Origin of the sequence: Micromonospora sp. KC207 (genome assembly GCF_004348615.1) — a bacterium.
Taxonomy (GTDB): domain Bacteria; phylum Actinomycetota; class Actinomycetes; order Mycobacteriales; family Micromonosporaceae; genus Micromonospora.
This window is the reverse complement of record NZ_SMKJ01000037.1, coordinates 16,352-33,601: the sequence shown is the minus strand read 5'-3', so window position 1 is coordinate 33,601 and position 17,250 is coordinate 16,352. Positions and strand designations below refer to the sequence as shown.

The 17,250-nt window shown below is 74.5% G+C and carries 13 protein-coding genes; 4 read left to right on the top strand and 9 right to left on the bottom strand.

Annotation, left to right across the window (positions count from 1 at the left end):
- Positions 1 to 47: 47 nt before the first annotated feature.
- From E1258_RS07395 to E1258_RS07380, 4 genes are all read right to left on the bottom strand, one after another.
- On the bottom strand, positions 48 to 908 hold the full coding sequence (locus E1258_RS07395; protein WP_132398058.1) for a sugar phosphate nucleotidyltransferase: 861 nt from the start codon (positions 906 to 908) through the stop codon (positions 48 to 50).
- Between the two features lie 41 nt (positions 909 to 949).
- Positions 950 to 1,483, bottom strand: a complete 534-nt coding sequence (locus E1258_RS07390; RefSeq protein ID WP_132398048.1) for an NUDIX hydrolase — start codon at positions 1,481 to 1,483, stop codon at positions 950 to 952.
- A gap of 53 nt (positions 1,484 to 1,536) precedes the next feature.
- Positions 1,537 to 3,327, bottom strand: coding sequence for a bifunctional (p)ppGpp synthetase/guanosine-3',5'-bis(diphosphate) 3'-pyrophosphohydrolase (locus E1258_RS07385; RefSeq protein ID WP_132398056.1), 1,791 nt, complete (start codon positions 3,325 to 3,327; stop codon positions 1,537 to 1,539).
- Positions 3,328 to 3,455: 128 nt separating this feature from the next.
- Positions 3,456 to 5,213, bottom strand: a complete 1,758-nt coding sequence (locus E1258_RS07380) for a DEDD exonuclease domain-containing protein (protein ID WP_132398046.1) — start codon at positions 5,211 to 5,213, stop codon at positions 3,456 to 3,458.
- Between the two features lie 128 nt (positions 5,214 to 5,341).
- On the opposite strand from E1258_RS07380, the gene E1258_RS07375 reads away from it, so the two are divergent.
- From E1258_RS07375 to E1258_RS07360, 4 genes are all read left to right on the top strand, one after another.
- Positions 5,342 to 6,778: an NYN domain-containing protein gene (locus tag E1258_RS07375; RefSeq protein ID WP_132398044.1), complete on the top strand. Its 1,437-nt coding sequence runs from the start codon at positions 5,342 to 5,344 to the stop codon at positions 6,776 to 6,778.
- 220 nt (positions 6,779 to 6,998) lie between these two features.
- Positions 6,999 to 7,253 carry a hypothetical protein gene (locus tag E1258_RS07370; RefSeq protein ID WP_132398042.1) on the top strand — a complete coding sequence of 85 codons (255 nt, stop codon included), beginning with the start codon at positions 6,999 to 7,001 and terminating at the stop codon, positions 7,251 to 7,253.
- Between the two features lie 148 nt (positions 7,254 to 7,401).
- Positions 7,402 to 8,661, top strand: a complete 1,260-nt coding sequence (locus E1258_RS07365; RefSeq protein WP_132398040.1) for a M48 family metallopeptidase — start codon at positions 7,402 to 7,404, stop codon at positions 8,659 to 8,661.
- The gene (locus E1258_RS07360) at positions 8,658 to 9,782 is read left to right on the top strand and encodes a glycosyltransferase family 4 protein (RefSeq protein ID WP_132398038.1); all 1,125 of its coding nucleotides are present in this window, start codon (positions 8,658 to 8,660) and stop codon (positions 9,780 to 9,782) included. The genes E1258_RS07365 and E1258_RS07360 overlap by 4 nt, the downstream gene beginning before the upstream one ends.
- Positions 9,783 to 10,210: 428 nt before the next feature.
- On the opposite strand, the gene E1258_RS07355 is transcribed toward E1258_RS07360, so the two are convergent.
- The 5 genes from E1258_RS07355 to E1258_RS07335 all read right to left on the bottom strand — a co-directional run bounded on the left by E1258_RS07355 (position 10,211) and on the right by E1258_RS07335 (position 17,196).
- Positions 10,211 to 11,878 (bottom strand): bifunctional diguanylate cyclase/phosphodiesterase, encoded by a 1,668-nt coding sequence (locus E1258_RS07355; RefSeq protein WP_243715254.1) that lies wholly within the window; start codon positions 11,876 to 11,878, stop codon positions 10,211 to 10,213.
- Positions 11,879 to 11,987: 109 nt separating this feature from the next.
- A complete protein-coding gene (locus tag E1258_RS07350) occupies positions 11,988 to 12,800 on the bottom strand; it encodes an SAM-dependent methyltransferase (RefSeq protein WP_132398034.1) in 813 nt (270 codons plus the stop codon).
- A 190-nt stretch (positions 12,801 to 12,990) separates the two neighbouring features.
- Complete coding sequence (locus E1258_RS07345; RefSeq protein ID WP_007072219.1) at positions 12,991 to 13,659, bottom strand: response regulator transcription factor; 669 nt, start codon at positions 13,657 to 13,659, stop codon at positions 12,991 to 12,993.
- Positions 13,660 to 13,666: 7 nt separating this feature from the next.
- Positions 13,667 to 15,304, bottom strand: coding sequence for a GAF domain-containing sensor histidine kinase (locus E1258_RS07340; protein ID WP_132398054.1), 1,638 nt, complete (start codon positions 15,302 to 15,304; stop codon positions 13,667 to 13,669).
- 74 nt (positions 15,305 to 15,378) lie between these two features.
- Entirely contained in the window at positions 15,379 to 17,196 is a 1,818-nt protein-coding gene (locus E1258_RS07335) for a long-chain fatty acid--CoA ligase (RefSeq protein WP_132398032.1), read from the bottom strand.
- Positions 17,197 to 17,250 lie beyond the last annotated feature (54 nt).

The window sequence follows — 17,250 nt, the reverse complement described above, 5'->3', positions numbered from 1 at the left end:
CGGGCGGGGAGAGGCCGCGGGCGGAGCGGGCGTGATGGGGCGTACCCTCAGCGGGGCCCCGCGACGACGGTCAGGCCCCCGGCCACGCGGACCACCCCGGTCAGGTGTTCCCCGGCGGCCACCTCGGCACCCGGCCAGAGCACCGAGCGGGTCACCTCGCCCCGCACGGTCGCCCCCGCGCCCACCACGGCCTCCCGGCATCGTCCGGTGACCGTGGCGGTCGGGTCGATCAGGTTGCCGCCGCCCGCCGCGTGCAGGTTGGCCGCCAGGTAGTCGGCGGGCGTGCCGGTGTCGTAGAAGGTGCCGGCGTACGGCACCACGGTCAGCGCCCCGGCCGCCTCCGCCGGCCGCCACACCGCCCGGACCAGGTCGCCTGGCTCCACCGCGAGCCCCCGCACCAGCCGCCACGGCAGCAGCGAGAAGCCGGTGAACCGGTGGCCCGAGAAGGTGCCGGGGGCGGCGGGGTCGTCGGCGGGCTGGCCGAGCAGGCGTACGCTCTCGCCGTCCCAGCCGGCCAGCAGCGCGGCGATGTCCGGCCCGGGGGCGGCTGCCGGGTCGGCGAGGTACGCGTCGGCGTTGCCGACCAGCACGCCCCGGCCGGCGATCCAGCCCCGCAGGTTCGCCACGCCGCCGGCCGTGCCGAGCGGGGCACCCGGCTCGACCGAGAGGTGGGCCCGGTCGCCGACGTGCGCGACGACCTGCTCGCCGAGGTAGCAGGCGTTCACCGCCACCCGGGCCGGGCCGGCGAGGCCGAGCCCGGCGAGCCGGGCCAGCGCCCGGTCGAGCAGCGCGACGTTGCCCACCGGGCAGAGCGCCTTGGGCAGCCGCTCGGTGAGTGGGCGCAGCCGGGTCCCCTCGCCGGCGGCGAGCACCACCGCGCAGACCTCCGGCCCGCCGGCCGCGCCCACCGTGGCCCCCGGCGTGCCCGCCGGACCGGCCGCCGGGGTGGTCACGCCGTCGGACCGGGCGACGCCTTGCCGGCGCGCGGCCCGATGCCGTACCTGCCGAGCAGGTTCGCCGTGGCGCGGCTCAGTCTCGGCAGGTCGTCCAGCGGATGCCAGGCGGCCTCGAAGACCTCGGCGCCGTCCACCGCCAGCGTCGTGGTCGACGCCGGAACCTCCGCCTCGAAGACGACGTCCACCCAGCCCTTGGCGTGCACGACCGCGTTCGGCGCCGCCGGGCGGAGCTGATCGGGGGAGAGCCGGATCCCGGACTCCTCGAACAGCTCGCGCGCCGCGCCGACGACCGGCTCCTCGCCGCGTTGCAGCAGCCCGGCCGGCAGCGTCCAGCTGTGGCCCGGCGGCTGGCGCAGCAACAGCAGGCGCCCGGGGCCGTCGGCCTCGGTGTCGCGGACCAGGGTGACCGCCCCGACGATGTACTTCGGGGTGGCGAGCCGGACCAGTCGGCGTCGCACCGACACGGGCAGTCGGTAGAAGACCTGGTAGGCGAAGGCCCGTCCGGTGGCGCGGGAGCGGGGGATCATGGGTCCAGGCTAGTGGCCGGCGCGTGCCGGGCCGGCCACCGGGGGGACAAGCGTCACTGGCGGTGGTCGACCAGGTCGATGAGCTGTAGCACCACCGCGTCCGGTTCGAGGGCCCGGTCGAAGACCGCGACCAGCAGGGTCTCCAGATCCGGGTACCCCAGCTCCTCGGACAGCCGCAGCAGCGGCAGGTCGTTGGCGAGCCCCCGGTCGTGCTTACGCAGCGCCAGCCCGATCGTGGCCCGGCCGAGGCGGACCTTGTCGGCGATCGAGATCCCCGGCTCGGTGTGGTCGGCGAACCAGCGGTTGATCTGCATCTGGGCGTGCGGGGACTTGACGAAGCCGAGCCACTCCCGACGGGGGCCGCGCGGGGCGACGTCCGCCTCGAAGCCGGTCTCCGCGTCGGACTCGGTGAAGATCTCCACCACGTCGCCCTCCTCCAACTCCGAGGAGAGCGGGGCGAGCCGGCCGTTGATCCGGGCCGCCAGGCAGTGGTCGCCCCGGTTGGGGCCCAGCTCGTACGCCACGTCGACGGGGGTCGCCCCGGCCGGCAGCACGACCTGCCGCCCCTCGACGAGCACCTGGATCTGCGCCTCGGCGAGGTCGCAGCGCAGCGACTCCAGGAACTGCGCCGGGTCCGGTGCCTCCTGCTCCCAGTCGAGCACCCGGCGCAGCCAGTCGAGCTGCTCGGCCCGGGCGGCGGCGGTCCCGGCCGGGCGGGGGAAGCGGAAGTCCGCGGCGATGCCGTACTCGGCGGCGCGGTGCATCTCCTCGGTGCGGATCAGCACCTCGACCGTGCGGTCCTTCGGGCCGCAGACGGTGGTGTGCAGGGAACGGTAGAGGTTGTTCTTCGGTGAGGCGATGAAGTCCTTGAACCGGCCGGGCACAGGTCGCCAGAGGCCGTGCACGGCGCCGAGGGCGGCGTAACAATCGGTCGCCGGCCCGTCCACGACGATCACGATCCGGGGCAGGTCGAACGGGACGCTGTGCCCCCTGGCGACGGTGTCCTTCCAGATCGAGTAGAGGTGCCGGGGGCGGGGGGAGACGCGGGCGTCGACGCGGCTGCGGCGCAGCGCCACCTTCGCCTTGGCGACCACGTCGTCGAGGTAGGCGTTCCAGCCGGGCCGGTCGTGCACGAAGCGGGCGATGCGGGCGTGCGCTTCGGGCTCCAGGTGCAGCAGCACCACGTCGTCCAGGTCGCGTTTGAGGGTCTGGATGCCGAGTCGGTCGCAGAGCGGGACCAGCACCTCCAGCGTCTTGCGGGCGATCCGCTCACGCGACGCGGCCGAGCGGACCCCGAGGGTGCGCATGTTGTGCAGCCGGTCGGCCAGCTTGATGATCAGGACCCGGACGTCCTTGCCGGCCGCGACGATCATCTTCCGGGTGGTCTCGGCCTCGGCGGCCTTGCCGTAGAACGCCTTGTCGAACTTGGTCACCCCGTCGACCAGATGGGCCACCTCGCCGCCGAAGTCCTCCGCGAGGGCCTGCAGGGTGTAGCGGGTGTCCTCCACCGTGTCGTGCAGCAGCGCGGCCACCAGGGTGGTGGCGTCCATGCCCAGCTCGGCGCAGATCTGGGCGACCGCGAGCGGGTGGGTGATGTATGGCTCGCCGCTCTTGCGGAACTGGCCGCGGTGCATGTTCTCCGCGATCGTGTACGCCCGGCGCAGCACCGAGGCCTCCGTGCCGGGGTGGATGCCCCGGTGGGTGCGGATCAGGTGGGTGACCGGGTCCGCGTCGGTGGTGGGCCAGCTCAGCAGCGACCGTAGCCGCCGGGCCAGGGGCAGGTCGCCCGGCTGGGTCGGGAGCGCGCCACCCAGGGCGGCGCCGCGTCCGGCGTCGACGTCCACGAGGGACACCTCCTCACCCCGGCCCCTCGGTCACCGGGCACGGCAACCGGGAGCAGGCCCACGAAACGGGCAGTACTGCACTTCCTTAACAGCCTAAGCGAGTCGAGGTTGTCCGATCGGTCACTTGGTCATGGGCGTTCGGTCGAGAGTTGGCGAGAAACGGCGCTCTCGATCTTGCTGAGCAGGTCGCAGAAGCGGGCCGCCCCGGCGGCCGGGGATGCCCAGCCGGAGGACATCTCCACCAGCCGGGTCTCGGGTCGCTCCAGCCAGGACAGGATGCGCTCGGACTCCTCGGCGGAGGCCCGGGGCACCGGGCCGCGCCCGGGCGGGACCGTTTCGGCGGTCGCCCGGATCAGCTCGATCGTCGATCGCGGGTGCATACCCGGCGGGGAGACCCCGGCCCCCGCCAGCCGGCCGTGCCGGACCAGGGCCAGCTCCCAGCCGCCCCGGGCGGCCGGCCGGGCGGCGGCCAGCTCGGCGATCCCGGCCAGCGCGGTCAACCTTTGCATCCGGACGGTCGCCCGGAGCACCGCGGCGAGCCGGGACCGCACCACCGCCGCCTCCTCGTACCGCTGGTCGGCCGCGAGCGCCCCGATCCGGGCCAGCAGGGCGTCCACGACGGCCCCCGGGTCGGTGGCGGTGGCCGCGCGGAACGGGGCGACGGCGCGGTCGGCGTACTCCCCGGGGGTGATCCGGTGCTCGCAGGGCGCCGGGCAGCGACCCAGCTCGGCCAGCGCGCAGGCCGGGGTGACCGTGCGCAGCGACAGCCGGTGGGTGCACTGGCGCAGCGGGAGCGCGTCGTGGAAACCCGCGGCGGCCAGCTCCGCCGCCCGCTGGGAGCCGAACGGGCCGAGGTAGACCTCGTCGCCGTCGGCCAGCGACCGCACCACCGACAGCCGGGGGTACGGCCCGTCGGTGAGCTTGAGCCAGACCATCCGCTCGGGGAACTTCGACCGCCGGTTGTACGGCGGCGCGTGCGCGCCGATCAGCCGCAGCTCCCGCACCTCGGCCTCCAGCGAGTGGGCGCACTCGATTGCCTCCACCCGCTCGGCGGCGGCCAGCATCTCCGACATCCGGGCCCGCTTCTCGGCGGCGGTGAAGTAGCTGCGCACCCGGGTGGCGATGTCGCCGGAGGTGCCGACGTAGAGCGGCCGGTCGTCGGCGGCCCGGAAGATGTAGACCCCCGGCACCTTCGGCAGCCCGTCGGCGAGGTGGCGCTTGCGCCGCTGGGTCGGGGTGACCGCCCGGGCGAACTCGATCGCCTCGCCGACGGTGTCGACCCGGTGCCCGCCGAGGCGCGCGATGAGGCCGTGCAGCACGTCGACGGTGGCCTTCGCGTCGTCCAGCGCGCGGTGGGTGGGTCGGGTGGCGGTGCGGAAGTAGGACGCCAGGGTGCCCAGCTTGCGGTTGGGCACCTCGTCGCGGCCGAGCACCCGCCGCGCCAGCGCCGCCGTGTCAAGCACTCGGGGGTTGGGCCAGCGGTAGCCGTGCCGGGCGCAGGCGGCCTTGAGGAAACCCACGTCGTACGGCGCGTTGTGGGCGACCAGCACCGCGTCGGCGACGAACTCCAGGAAGCTCGGCAGCACCTGCTCGATCGGCGGCGCGGGGACCAGCATGGCCTGGGTGATCCCGGTCAGCACGGTGATGAACGGTGGGATCGGCACGCCCGGGTTGACCAGGGTGGCCAGCACCCCCAGCTCCTCACCGCCGCGCACCTTCACCGCGCCGATCTCGGTGATGCCTCCGCCGTCCGGCGCGCCGCCGGTGGTTTCCAGGTCGACCACCACGAAGGTCGTCGCGTACAGCGGCAGTGCCGGATCCACGCCGGTGCCCGCCGCCTGGCCCAGCCCGGCGAGCGCCTGCTGGACGTATTCCGCTCCGCCCACCCGGGGCACGGTAGACCTTGGGTCCGACACTTGTGCAACAACGGCCCCACCCGTCACCCTGGGGGCTAGGATGAGAGATCGGCTCACTCACCGGGCGGTGGGCCCGGTCGCGGTGGGAGACTTGTCACATGCCCCTCACCGAGCCGTACGACGACAACCTCCCGCAGGAGGAGTCGGTCGGTGCTGCGCGCCACGCCGGTGAGGACGCCCCCGAGCCGAAGCAGTGCCTGCCGGAGCCCGAGCCGACGCTGCCCCCCGAGTCTGAGCCGATCCTGCCCGAGTCTGTGCGTCAGCGGATCGTCGCGCTCACTGCGGCCGTCCTGCCGGTTCTGCCCGGCGACGAGGTGCCGGTGCCGCTGCGCCGGGTGGCCAAGTTCGCGCCCAACCGCCGCGCCCGGCTGGGCGCGCCGATGATCGCCGCCCAGCTCACCGCCGACCCGCTGTTCCGGCAGCGGATCACCGCCCGGGTGCTGGCCGACTCCGGCGACCTCGGCACCGCCGTGGTCGCCGGCACCGCCCCGGCCGCGGCCGACCCGGTCGAGGTGGCCGCCCTGGCGTACCTGGCCCGGCCCCGGGGCTGGCGCGAGCTGATCGACGCCAGCGGTGCGGCCGTGCGCGCCGAGGCGGACCAGGCCGTCGTCGACGAGCTGGTCCGCGAGGCCGAGCACCGCGCCACCCGGGCCGAGCACGACCGGGCCGTGGCCCGGGTCGAGGCCGAGAAGCTGCGCGACGAGCTGGCCCGGGTCCGCGACGAGCTCGGCCAGCTCCGCGAGGAGAGCCGGCAGCTCGCCCGTACGCTGCGGGAGACCCAGGCCCGGGAGCGCAGGGCGGCCGAGCTGCTGGCCACCGAGCGGGGCCGGGTGGCCCGCGCGACGGCCGACGCGGACGCCGAGCTGCGTCGCGCCCGGGCCCGGCTGGCCGAGGCCGAGGCGGCGGCCGGGGTGGCCCGGGCCAGCGCCAAGGAGGCCCGCTCGGTCGACGACGCGAGACTCTGGCTGCTGCTGGAGACGATCGGGCAGGCCGCGGTCGGGCTGCGCCGCGAGCTGGCGCTCGACCCGGTCGACCGGCTCCCCGCCGACTTCGTGGCCGACGCGCTCGCCGACCAGTCGACGGCCGCCCTGCCCGGCGCGGCCACGCGGGCCCGGGACACCGACGACCCGGCTCGGCTCGACCAGCTCCTCGCGCTGCCGAAGGCGCACCTCGTGGTGGACGGCTACAACGTGACGAAGCGCGGCTTCGGCGAGATGTCGCTGGAGCAGCAGCGCAAGCGACTGATCACCGGGCTGGGCGGGATCGCGGCGCAGACCGGGGACGAGGTCACCGTGGTCTTCGACGGCGCCGAGCGGATGCACGGCCTGCCGCCGACCCCGCGTGGCGTGCGGGTGCTCTTCTCCCGCAAGGGCGAGACCGCCGACGAGCTGATCCGCCGGCTGGTCCGGGCCGAGCCGGCCGGTCGGCCGGTCGTCGTGGTCTCCTCCGACCGCGAGGTCGCCGACGGGGTACGCCGACACGGCGCGTACCCGCTCGGCGCCGACTCGCTGCTGCGCCGCCTGGCCCGATCCTGACCGGCCGCACCGCCTCCCTCAGTTCGCCGCGCCCTGCCCGCGCCCGGTTCGCCGCGCCCTGCCGCGCGCATGATCGGATTCTTGCTCGGTTCTGCGGCGGAAGCTGACCGGTTGTCCGAATCTGTCGTACCCCGGTCGTAGTGTCGCAGTGACCGACGGTGGTCGGGCGGTGACGACGACGTCCCGGCCCGTCCACCGACGCATCGCTTCAGGAGGAACGATGCTGATCGACTGCGACAGGTGCCGGGTCCGGGGCGCGGGCTGCGGCGGCTGCCTGGTGACCGCGCTGCTCGACACCGAGGCCCCCGAGGGCGGCCTCGGCCCCGCCGAGCTGCGGGCGATCGAGGTGTTCGCCCGCGCCGGCTTCGACGTCGAGGTGCTGACCGCCGCCGAGGCGGCACCCGGCGGCGACGCGCCCGAGGCCCCGGCCCGGATGCCCCGTCCCCGCCCGATCCGGCGTCGCCGCGCCGCGTAGCGTCCCGCCGTGCCGGCCGGTGTGCCCGCCCCGGACGGCACCGCCGCCGCCGGCAATAGGATGAGCGCTCACGGTGGGCCCAGCGGCGGGAGGAGCGCGGGATGGGGCGAGGACGAGGCCGGGCCGACGGCGGATGCGGGGTGACCCGGTGACACCACGGGGCTGGGCGGTGCTCACCCTCGCCGGGCTCACCGTCGCGCTGCTCGTCGCCGTCGCCCTGCTCGTGCCCTGGCACCGGCCGCCCGCCCCGCGCGCCGACCAGCTCGCCGCGCTGCGGGACCTCCCCGCCGAGCAGGTCGTCCGTGCCCGGGCCTTCCGCGCCGCGCTGCGCCCCGGCGGCTGGGCCGCCCTGGCCGTCGGCCTGCTGGTGGCCCTGGCGTTCGGTCTCACCCCGCTGGGCGGTCGCCTGGTGGAGCTGGTGGCCCGCCCGTTCGGCGGCCACTGGGTCGCCCAGGCCGTGCTCGGCGGGCTGGCCGTGCTGCTGGTCGCCGACCTGCTCACCCTGCCGTTCGCCGCCTGGCGGCAGACGGTCCTCACCCGGTACGGAATGAGCACCCAGGGCTGGGCCGGCTGGACGGCCGACCTGCTCAAGTCGTACGCCGTCAGCACGGTGATCGGCGCGCTCGCCCTGCTCGGGTTCTACACCGTGGTCCGGCTCGCCCCACGCTGGTGGTGGGCCCTCGGCGCGGCCGGCGCGGCCGGGCTGGTGGTGCTGCTGTCGTTCGTGCTGCCGGTGCTGGTGGAGCCGGTGTTCAACCGGTTCACCCCGATGGAGCAGGGCCCACTGCGCACCGAGCTGATGGCGATGGCGGCCCGCGACGGGGTGCCGGTGCGCGACGTGCTGGTCGCCGACGCGTCCCGGCGCACCCGCGCGGTCAACGCGTACGTCTCCGGGCTCGGGCCGACCCGCCGGGTCGTCGTCTACGACACCCTGCTGCGTGAGGCGACCCCGGCCGAGGTGACCAGCGTCGTCGCGCACGAGCTGGGCCACGCCAAGCACCGGGACGTCTGGACGGGCACGCTCACCGGGGCGCTGGGCGCCGCGCTGGCCGTGGTCGTGCTCTACCTGCTCGGCTCCGCCGGCCCGCTGCTGCGCCTGGCCGGCGTCGACTCGATCGCCGAGCCGCGCGCGTTCCCGCTGCTGATTGCGCTGGTCACGGTGGCCGGTCTGGTGACCGCCCCGGCCCAGGCACTGGTGTCCCGCCAGGTCGAGGCGCGGGCCGACGCGCACGCGCTCGCCCTCACCGGCGCTCCGGCCACCTTCGAGGCGATGCAGCGCCGCCTGGCCGGGGTGAACCTGGCCGACCCCGATCCGCCCCGCTGGGAGTACCTCTACTCGGCGTCGCACCCGTCCACGGTCGAGCGGATGGCCGCCGCCCGCGCCTACGCCAGGGAAACCGGCAGATGAGCCGCACGCTGCTGATCACCAACGACTTCCCGCCCCGCCCGGGCGGCATCCAGTCCTTCGTGCACAACCTCGCCGTCCGCCAGCCCACCGGCTCCGTGGTGGTCTACGCGTCCAGCTGGCCGGGGGCGGAGAAGTTCGACGCCGACCAGCCGTTCGAGGTGGTCCGGGAACGGACCCGGGTGCTGCTGCCCACCCCGCTGATCGCCCGCCGGGCCGCCCGGCTGGCCCGCCGGCACGACTGCGACAACGTTTGGTTCGGGGCGGCGGCCCCGCTCGGGCTGCTCGCCGCCGGGCTGCGCCGGCGCGCCGGGATCCGCAGGGCGGTGGCCCTGACCCATGGGCACGAGGTGGGGTGGGCGGCGCTGCCCGGGGCTCGCGCCGCGCTGCGCCGGATCGGCCGCGGCGCGGACGTGGTCACCTATCTGGGCGAGTACACCCGGGTCAGGCTGGAGCGGGCGTTGCACGGGGTGACCGAGTTACGCCGACTCGCCCCCGGCGTCGACGTCGACACGTACCATCCGGCGGTCGACGGCGCGTCGGTGCGGGCCCGGCTCGGTCTCGCGGACCGGCCGGTGGTGGTCTGCGTCTCCCGGCTGGTGCCGCGCAAGGGCCAGGACATGCTGATCCGGGCCCTGCCGGAGATCCGCCGCCGGGTGCCTGCCGCTGCGTTGCTGGTCGTCGGCGGGGGGCCGTACCGGGCCGACCTGGAGAAGCTGGCCCGGCAGACCGGCGTCGAGCGGGATGTCGTCTTCACCGGCTCGGTGCCCTCGGCGGACCTGCCCGCCCACTACGCCGCCGGTGACGTCTACGCGATGCCCTGCCGCACCCGTAACCGCGGCCTGGACATCGAGGGGCTCGGCATCGTCTACCTGGAGGCGTCGGCGACCGGCCTGCCGGTGGTGGCCGGAGACTCCGGGGGCGCGCCGGACGCCGTCCGCGAGGGCGAGACGGGGTACGTGGTCTCCGGCCGCGACGTCGCCCAACTCGCCGACCGGGTGGCCACCCTGCTCGCCGACCGGGATCTGGCCCGGCAACTCGGTGCGGCGGGCCGGGCCTGGGTGGAGCGGGAGTGGCGCTGGGAGACCCAGGCCGCCCGGATGGCCACCCTCCTCGCCGGCTGACCCTCGCCGGTGCGCGGCGTGGCGCATGGCGGGGTGCGCCCGACCTGTGGCGCTTGCGCGGTGCGCGATACGCGATACGCGGGGGTGACCAGGTGGGGGTCCGGGCCCTTTGGAGCTGCCCCGTCCGTGCGCCCGCACCATCGACCGACCGGGCCGTGGGAGGGCGTTTCGTGCGGGTCCGGCTGCCCCGTCCGTTTCGAGAGGGCTGCCCCGTCCGTTTCGAGAGGGCTGCCCCGTTCGTTTCGAGCGCTGCCCGTCCGTTCGAGGGCTGCCCTGTCCGTTTCGAGCGCTGCCTCTCCGTTTCGAGGGCTGCCCCGTTCGTTCCGAGGGCTGCCCCGTTCGTGCGGGCAGCTCCAAAGGGCCCGAACGCACCCTCACAGGTGGGCAGCTGGGCTCCGGGCGGGCGGAAGCGGACGACGGGGCCGCCGTCAGGCCAGACGTTCCAGGAGGCGGGCGGCGGGTGCCGGCTTGCCGAAGTGCCAGCCCTGAGCGGCGTCGCAGCCGATGGCGCGGAGTCGGTCGGCCTGCCCCTCGGTTTCCACCCCCTCGGCCGTCACCGTCAGGTCCAGCGCGTGCGCCAGCGAGACCAGGGAGGCGAGGATGCGCTCGTCGGTGCGGCTCGCCGGGTCGTCCGCCGGGGCGCGCAGCCCCGCCACGAACTCCCCGGCCACCTTCAGCTCGGTCACCGGCAGGTCCCGCAGGTACGCCAGGTTGCAGTAGCCGGTGCCGAAGTCGTCGATGGCGATCCGCATGCCCATGTCGGCGAGCACCCGCAGGGCGCGTACCGGCTCCTCCACCGCGCTCATCATGGTGCTCTCGGTGACCTCCAGTTGGAGCCGCTCGGGCGGCAGGCCGGTGCGTTCGAGCACGTCGCGCACCTCCCGTACCAGGCCGGGACGGTGCACCTGGCGGACCGCCAGGTTGACGCTGACGAACGGAGCGGCGGCGCCGAACGACGACCAGGTCGCGGCCTCCCGGCACGCCTCGGCGAGCACCCAGCTACCGAGCGGCACGATCAGCCCGGTCTCCTCGGCCAGCTCGATGAAGCTGCCCGGGTACAGCTTGCCCAACTCGGGGTGCCGCCAGCGGACGAGTGCCTCCACGCCGAGCACCCTGCCGTCGCGTAGCGACGTCAGCGGCTGGTAGTCCAGCTGGAACTCGCCCCGTTCGAGGGCCGCCGGGATCGCTGCGGACAGGGCGTACCTGGCCAACTCGCGGCGGTTGCGGTCGGCGTCGAACAGCATCCAGCGGGCCCCGCCGGCCGCCTTGGCCCAGTGCAGCGTGGCGTCGGCGGCCCGCATCAGGTCGATCGGGGTGGTGCCGGCCACCGGACGCTCGACGATGCCGATGCTCGCCGACACGGTCAGCTCGTGCCCGTCGATCAGAGCCGGCTCGTTGATTGCGGCCAGCGCCGCCTCGGCCACCTTCACCACGTCGTCGGTGCCCGCCGTGCGCTCGACCAGAATGACGAACTCGTCCCCGCCGAGGCGGGCGACCAGGTGCTCGCCCAGCGCGCGGCGCAGCCGGTCGGCCACCGACACCAGCAGCATGTCGCCGACATGGTGCCCGAGGGAGTCGTTGACCACCTTGAAGCGGTCCAGGTCGAGGAAGCACACCCCGACCCGGTCCGCGCCCCGGCCGGGGTAGTCGATGGCGGCGGCGAGCCGCTCGGTGAACAGCGTGCGGTTGGGCAGGTCGGTCAGCGGGTCGTGGGTGGCCTGGTGGCGGAAGCGGGCCTCGCTGTCGCGCAGGGCGCGCTCGGCCTCCGCGCGGGCCATCATCGCGGCCCGACGGATCGACTCCTGCTCGTCGAGCGTCCGGTCCCGCAGCGCCCGGGCGTAGCCGGTCGCCACGGTGGCCAGCAGCCGGGGCATCCGGTCCTCGACGTCCTCGGTGACCAGCCCCAGGTCGCGTAGCAGCCGGAGCTGGATGACCTCGATGGTCCGCCCAAGCCCTTCGGCGGAGGCGATGTGCGCCGCCACCAGTTCGGCGCCGACCTGGTGGCCGGCCCGCAGGTCGAACGGCTCGGACACCAGCGCCTCGGCCAGCCGCACGGTGAGCCGGTGCAGCAGCGCCTCCAGTTGGGCCTGTGTCATCGGCAGGTAGCTGGTGCCGGAGACCGCCTTCGCCCAGGCCCGGGCGAACACGCCCGGACAGGAGGCGGGGCCGCCGGGGGCTGACGAGCCTGACTGGCCGTTCGGGTGCTCATCCACCGAGCCGCCCGACGCCGCCCATGAAAACCGCCTTCTCGGCGTCCTCGGCACTCTCCGGTGTCTCCGGCCGCCACTGCGGGACCCAGACCACGCCGGGGTCGACCAGCGTGAAGCCGTCGAAGAGGGCGGCCAACTCGCGCCGGCTGCGGATGAACAGCGGGTTGTCGGTGCGCCGGTAGACTGCCTCGGCCTGCTCGCGTTCCCCGGTGTCGTGTCGGTCGTCGTCGCTGGCCTGCGACATCACCAGGTAGCTGCCCGGGGCGAGCGCCCCGCGCAGGGTCCGCAGCATCTCGTCGGGCCGGTCGTCGTCCGGCACGAAGTGCAGCACCGCCACGATCATCACCGCGACCGGCTGGGAGAAGTCGAGCATCCGGGTGACCTCGGGATGGGCCAGGATCCGCTCCGGGTGGCGCAGATCCTGCTGAAGCACGGCGGCCCGGTCGTTGCCGCTGAGGATCTCCCGGCTGTGCGCCACGGCCACCGGGTCGATGTCGACGTACACCACCCGGGCCTCCGGGGCGATCCGCTGGGCGATCTCGTGCACGTTTCCGACGGTCGGGATGCCGGAGCCGATGTCGAGGAACTGACGGATCCCCGACTCGGCGAGGAACTGCACCGCCCTGCGGAGGAACGCCCGGTTGGCCTGGGCCATCAGCGGAGCCTCGGGCACCGCGTCCACCATCGCCCGGGCGGCGGCCCGGTCGGCGGCGAAGTTGTGTGAGCCGCCGAGATAGTAGTCGTACATTCGGGCCACGCTGGGACGCTCGATGTCGATGGTTTCGGGTGCCCAGTCCGGCCGCTGCATGCCCTACCCCTTTTGTCAACGACGCGGGCCACGCCGCCCGCGTGGGTCACCGGGTATTCTGCCCCGCCGGCCGTGCGGGTGACCAGAGAGGGCCGCTGTCGGCCCGCTCGCCCGGCCGGGGGTCCCGTTGACCGGACCCGCCGGCCGTCACGGAAGCCCCGGCCGGTGCTGCCCACCGGGCAGCGCAGCGTCAGAACTTCGGGGCGTCCGGCGCTTCGAGCAGGCCGAGCCGCAGCGCCGTCATGAGCGCCTGCGCCCGGTTGGCCGCGCCCAGCTTCTCGTAGAGCTTCGAGATGTGGGTCTTGGCCGTTGACTCGCTGACGAAGAGCTGCTTGGCGATGCCGGCCACGCTCATCCCGTCGGCGAGCAGCCGCAGCACCTGACCCTCGCGGGGGGAGAGCTGCGGGCCGGACGGCGCGAGCCGCCGCTTCATCGCCTCGGCCAGGTCGGCCGCGGTGAACGCACTCGGCGAGGAAGCGGCGTGCCGGGCGGCGGCCACCACCTCGTCGGCCGGGGCCGTCTTCGGCACGAACGCGCTCGCGCCGGCCTCCAACGCGCCGAAGAGCTGGTCGTCGCCGGCGTACATGGTGAGCACGACGATGCCCATCGACGCGCTCGACTTGCGGAGCGCGCGGGTGGCCTCCAGGCCGCTGCCGTCGGGCAGCCGCAGATCCATGATCACCACGTCGGGCTGGAGCGCGCCGGCCTGCCGGACCCCCTCCGCCGCCGTGGCGGCCTCACCGACGACCTCGAACTGCCGGTCCCGCTCGAAGGCGTGCCGCAGTCCCTTGCGGATCAGATCGTGATCGTCGACAAGGAGGACCTTGGTGCGGGTCGCCGGTGTCGGGCTTGTGGTCATCCTCGGGTTACTCCCCTTCTGCTGCTGCGGCGTTGCCGCGCACCCTATCGCGCCGGGGCGAGGAGCCGAGAACCACCGCCACGGTCGTGCCGCTGGGTTGGCGCGGCCTGATCTCCAACCGGCCCCGGATACGTTCCGCCCTCTCGGCCATGATCGCAAGCCCGTAGTGACCGTCCGTGCGCTGGTCACCGATGCCGTGACCGTCATCCGACACTTCGATTTGAGCGTACGGGGGGTCCACCTCGCAGGTGACCCACAGGTTGGACGCCCCGGCGTGCTTGCGAGCGTTGGTGACCGCCTCCTGGGCGATGCGCAACAGTTCGGCCTCGGTGGCGGCGGGCAACCGCGCGGTGGACTCGTCCAGCGACAGGTGCACCCGCAGCCCGCCGGACGCGCCGACGGTGCGCGCGTACTCGGCGATGGCGGCGGCCAGGCCGCCGTGCCGGTCCACCTCGCTGCGCAGCTCGAACAGGCTCAGCCGCAGCTCGGTGATGACCCGGGTCACCTCGCCACGCAGGGTGCGCAGCGCCTCGGCGGTTTCCACCGGGTCCTCGTCGACATAGGCGAGGGCGTTGTCGATGCCGTACCCGACCATGACCAGTTCCTGGGCGACCCCGTCGTGGATCTCCCGGGCCAGCCGCTGCCGCTCCTCGTTGGTGGCCAGCGAGCGCACCTCGTCGAAGAGCAGCGCGGCCTCCAGCCGCAGCGCCGCCGGGCGGGTCAGCGCGGTCACCCGGGACACGACCGGCGGCGGGTACGCCTGCGCGACGTCCGCCTCCATGACCAGCATGCCGACCGTGCGGACCCCGGCGACCAGCGGCACGATCAGAGCGGAGACGTCGCCGCCGGCGTGCGAGCGGGCCTGCGAGCGATTCGCGGTCTGCGGCTGCTGGCTGGCCCAGGCGTCGGCGATCGCCGAGTCGGCGTCGAGCGTCGTCTCCCAGTCGATCCGGTCCACGCCCACCTGGGCGAGCACCACCAGCCGGCCGCCGCCGCTGGCGGAGAGCACCGCAGCCCGCTCGGCCCGGGCCACGGTGCGCAGCTCCTCCAGCAGGTGCTCGGAGATGCCCCCCGGGTCGAGGGTCGCCCCGGGCAACTGCCGGGCCACCGTGCGGAGCTGGGTCAGCAGCCGGGTCGCCTCGGCGTACGGCTGGGGCTTGCCCTCGCCGCGCACCCGCATCACCCGGTGCAGGGTGCCGGCGGTGTAGAGGCCCAGGCCGGCGAGGATCAGCCACTGGGCGCAGACCGCGAGGTAACCCGGCTGGCCGAGCTGCCGGCCGCCGTCGACCTGGGTGAGGGCGGCGCTGATCAGCAGGGTGGTGGCGGCGACGGCGAGCAGCGACGCGCCCTCGCGGAACCGGCGGCGCAGCGCGGTCACGGTCACCGGGACGGCGAGGTACGGCAGCACGGCCGACGCGCCGAGGCCGCCGATCGTGCCGTTGATGGTGGTGACCGCGGCGACCTGGCTCGCGGCCAGCCCCAGCACCACCACCTCGGCGAAGCGACTGAGCGGGCCGAGCAGCCGGTGCTGTGGGGCGAGGGCGGCGGGCAGCCCGGCGAGGCCGAGCAGGGCGATCCAGCAGAGCTGGCCGGCGTCGCGGGTGGCGAAGAGGGTGAGGGTGGCGACCAGCGCGAGAATGACCACGCGCGCGGCGGTGGCGAGCGGCTGCGTCGGCGGCCGGACGGGTGTCGAGGAGTCGGGCACGTGACGGATCGTAGTCAGCGCCGGTAGATGTCGGCGATCTCCGCCGCGTACGTGGAGTGCACGACCTGCCGCTTGACCTTCAGCGACGGGGTGAGCTCTCCGGTGGCCTCGGTGAAGTCCCGCGGCAGAATCCGGAACACCTTGATCGCCTCGGCCTTGGAGACGGCCTCGTTGGCCTGGTCGATCGCGCCCTGCACCTCGGCGCGCAGCGCCTCGTCGTCGCGCAGCTCGTCGACGGCGGTGGCCCCGGGACGCCCGTGGGCGGCCAGCCACTTCGGCAGTGCCTCCTCGTCGATGGTGACCAGCGCGGCGATGAACGGCTGCCGGTCGCCGACGACGACGCACTGGCTGATCAGCGGGTGCGCCCGGACCTGGTCCTCCAGCACCGCCGGGGCGACGTTCTTGCCGCCGGCGGTCACGATGATCTCCTTCTTGCGGCCGGTGATGCTGAGGAAGCCGTCGGTGTCGAGCTGCCCGAGGTCGCCGGTGCGGAACCAGCCGTCCGGGCTGAGCGCCTCGGCGGTGGCCGTCTCGTTGCGCCAGTACCCCTGGAAGATCAGGTTGCCGGAGATCAGGATCTCGCCGTCGTCGTCGATCCGGATGGTCACGCCGGGCAGCGGTCGGCCGACGGTGCCGATCTTCGTGGCGTCGGGCAGGTTCACGGAGGCGGCGGGGGAGGTCTCGGTCAGCCCGTACCCCTCACAGATGGTCACCCCGATGCCGCGGAAGAAGTGCCCGAGCCGGGCACCGAGCGGCGCGCCGCCGGAGATCGCGTCACGGCACCGGCCCCCGAGGGCGGCCCGCAGCTTGCGGTAGACCAGCTTGTCGAAGACCGCGTGCTGGGCGCGTAGCGCCAGGCCCGGCCCGCCCGGCTTCTCCAACGCCTCGCTGTAGGCCACGGCGACCTGCTCCGCCCGGTCGAAGATCCTGCCTTTGCCGTCGGCCTCGGCCTTCTGCCGGGCCCCGTTGTAGACCTTTTCGAAGACCCGGGGCACCGACAGCACGAAGGTCGGCCGGAACGCCTGGAGCTCGCCGACCAGGTTCTTGGTGTCGGTGCAGTGCGCCATGGTGGCCCGGGCCTGCACCACGCCGATCTGGATGAGCCGGGCGAAGGAGTGCGCGAGGGGGAGGAACAGCAGGGTCGACGCGCCCGGGCGCAGGAAGAGGTTCGGCAGCGCCGGCACGGCGTTGGCGATGTCGGCGTACATGTTGCGGTGGGTCAGCACGCAGCCCTTGGGACGGCCGGTGGTGCCGCTGGTGTAGATGATGGTGGCGATGTCGTCGGCCTGCACCGCCGAGCGCCGCCGGTCGATCTCGGCGGGGTGTACCGAGGCCCCGGCGGCGACCAGCTCGTCGACCGCGCCCAGCTCGATCTGCCAGATGTCGACCAGCGCGGGGAGCCGGTCGCGGATGCCCGCGACGAGGGTGGCGTGCGTGGTCGTCTCGACCACGGCGGCGACCGCGCCGGAGTCGGCCAGGATCCAGGCGGCCTGCTCGGCGCTGGAGGTTTCGTAGATCGGCACGGTGACCGCGCCGGCCGCCCAGATGGCGTAGTCGAACAGCGTCCACTCGTACCGGGTGCGGCTCATCAGGGCGACCCGGTCGCCGGGGGAGACGCCGGCGGCGACCAGCCCGCGGGCCACCGCGACCACCTCGTCGCGGAACTGCCGGCAGGTCACCTCGGCCCAACCCGAGCCCGTCGCGTCGGCCGAGTCGACGGGCCGGGCGAACTGGACGGCCTGCGGCGCGGCCTCGGCATTGGCCCAGACCGGGTCGGTCAGGTTGGCCGAGTCGCCGATGGTGACGATCGGCGGAACGGAGAACTCGCGCACCTGCACTCCCTCGTGCTCGCACTGGCCGGGCGGGCCGGGGCCCGAACGGGCCGG

Coding starts and splice junctions, on each gene's coding strand:
- E1258_RS07375 (WP_132398044.1), top strand. CDS start 5,342: ATGCCCCTCACCGAGCCGTACGACGACAACCTCCCGCAGGAGGAGTCG.
- E1258_RS07360 (WP_132398038.1), top strand. CDS start 8,658: ATGAGCCGCACGCTGCTGATCACCAACGACTTCCCGCCCCGCCCGGGC.
- E1258_RS07350 (WP_132398034.1), bottom strand. CDS start 12,800: ATGCAGCGGCCGGACTGGGCACCCGAAACCATCGACATCGAGCGTCCC.
- E1258_RS07345 (WP_007072219.1), bottom strand. CDS start 13,659: ATGACCACAAGCCCGACACCGGCGACCCGCACCAAGGTCCTCCTTGTC.
- E1258_RS07390 (WP_132398048.1), bottom strand. CDS start 1,483: ATGATCCCCCGCTCCCGCGCCACCGGACGGGCCTTCGCCTACCAGGTC.
- E1258_RS07370 (WP_132398042.1), top strand. CDS start 6,999: ATGCTGATCGACTGCGACAGGTGCCGGGTCCGGGGCGCGGGCTGCGGC.
- E1258_RS07355 (WP_243715254.1), bottom strand. CDS start 11,878: ATGACACAGGCCCAACTGGAGGCGCTGCTGCACCGGCTCACCGTGCGG.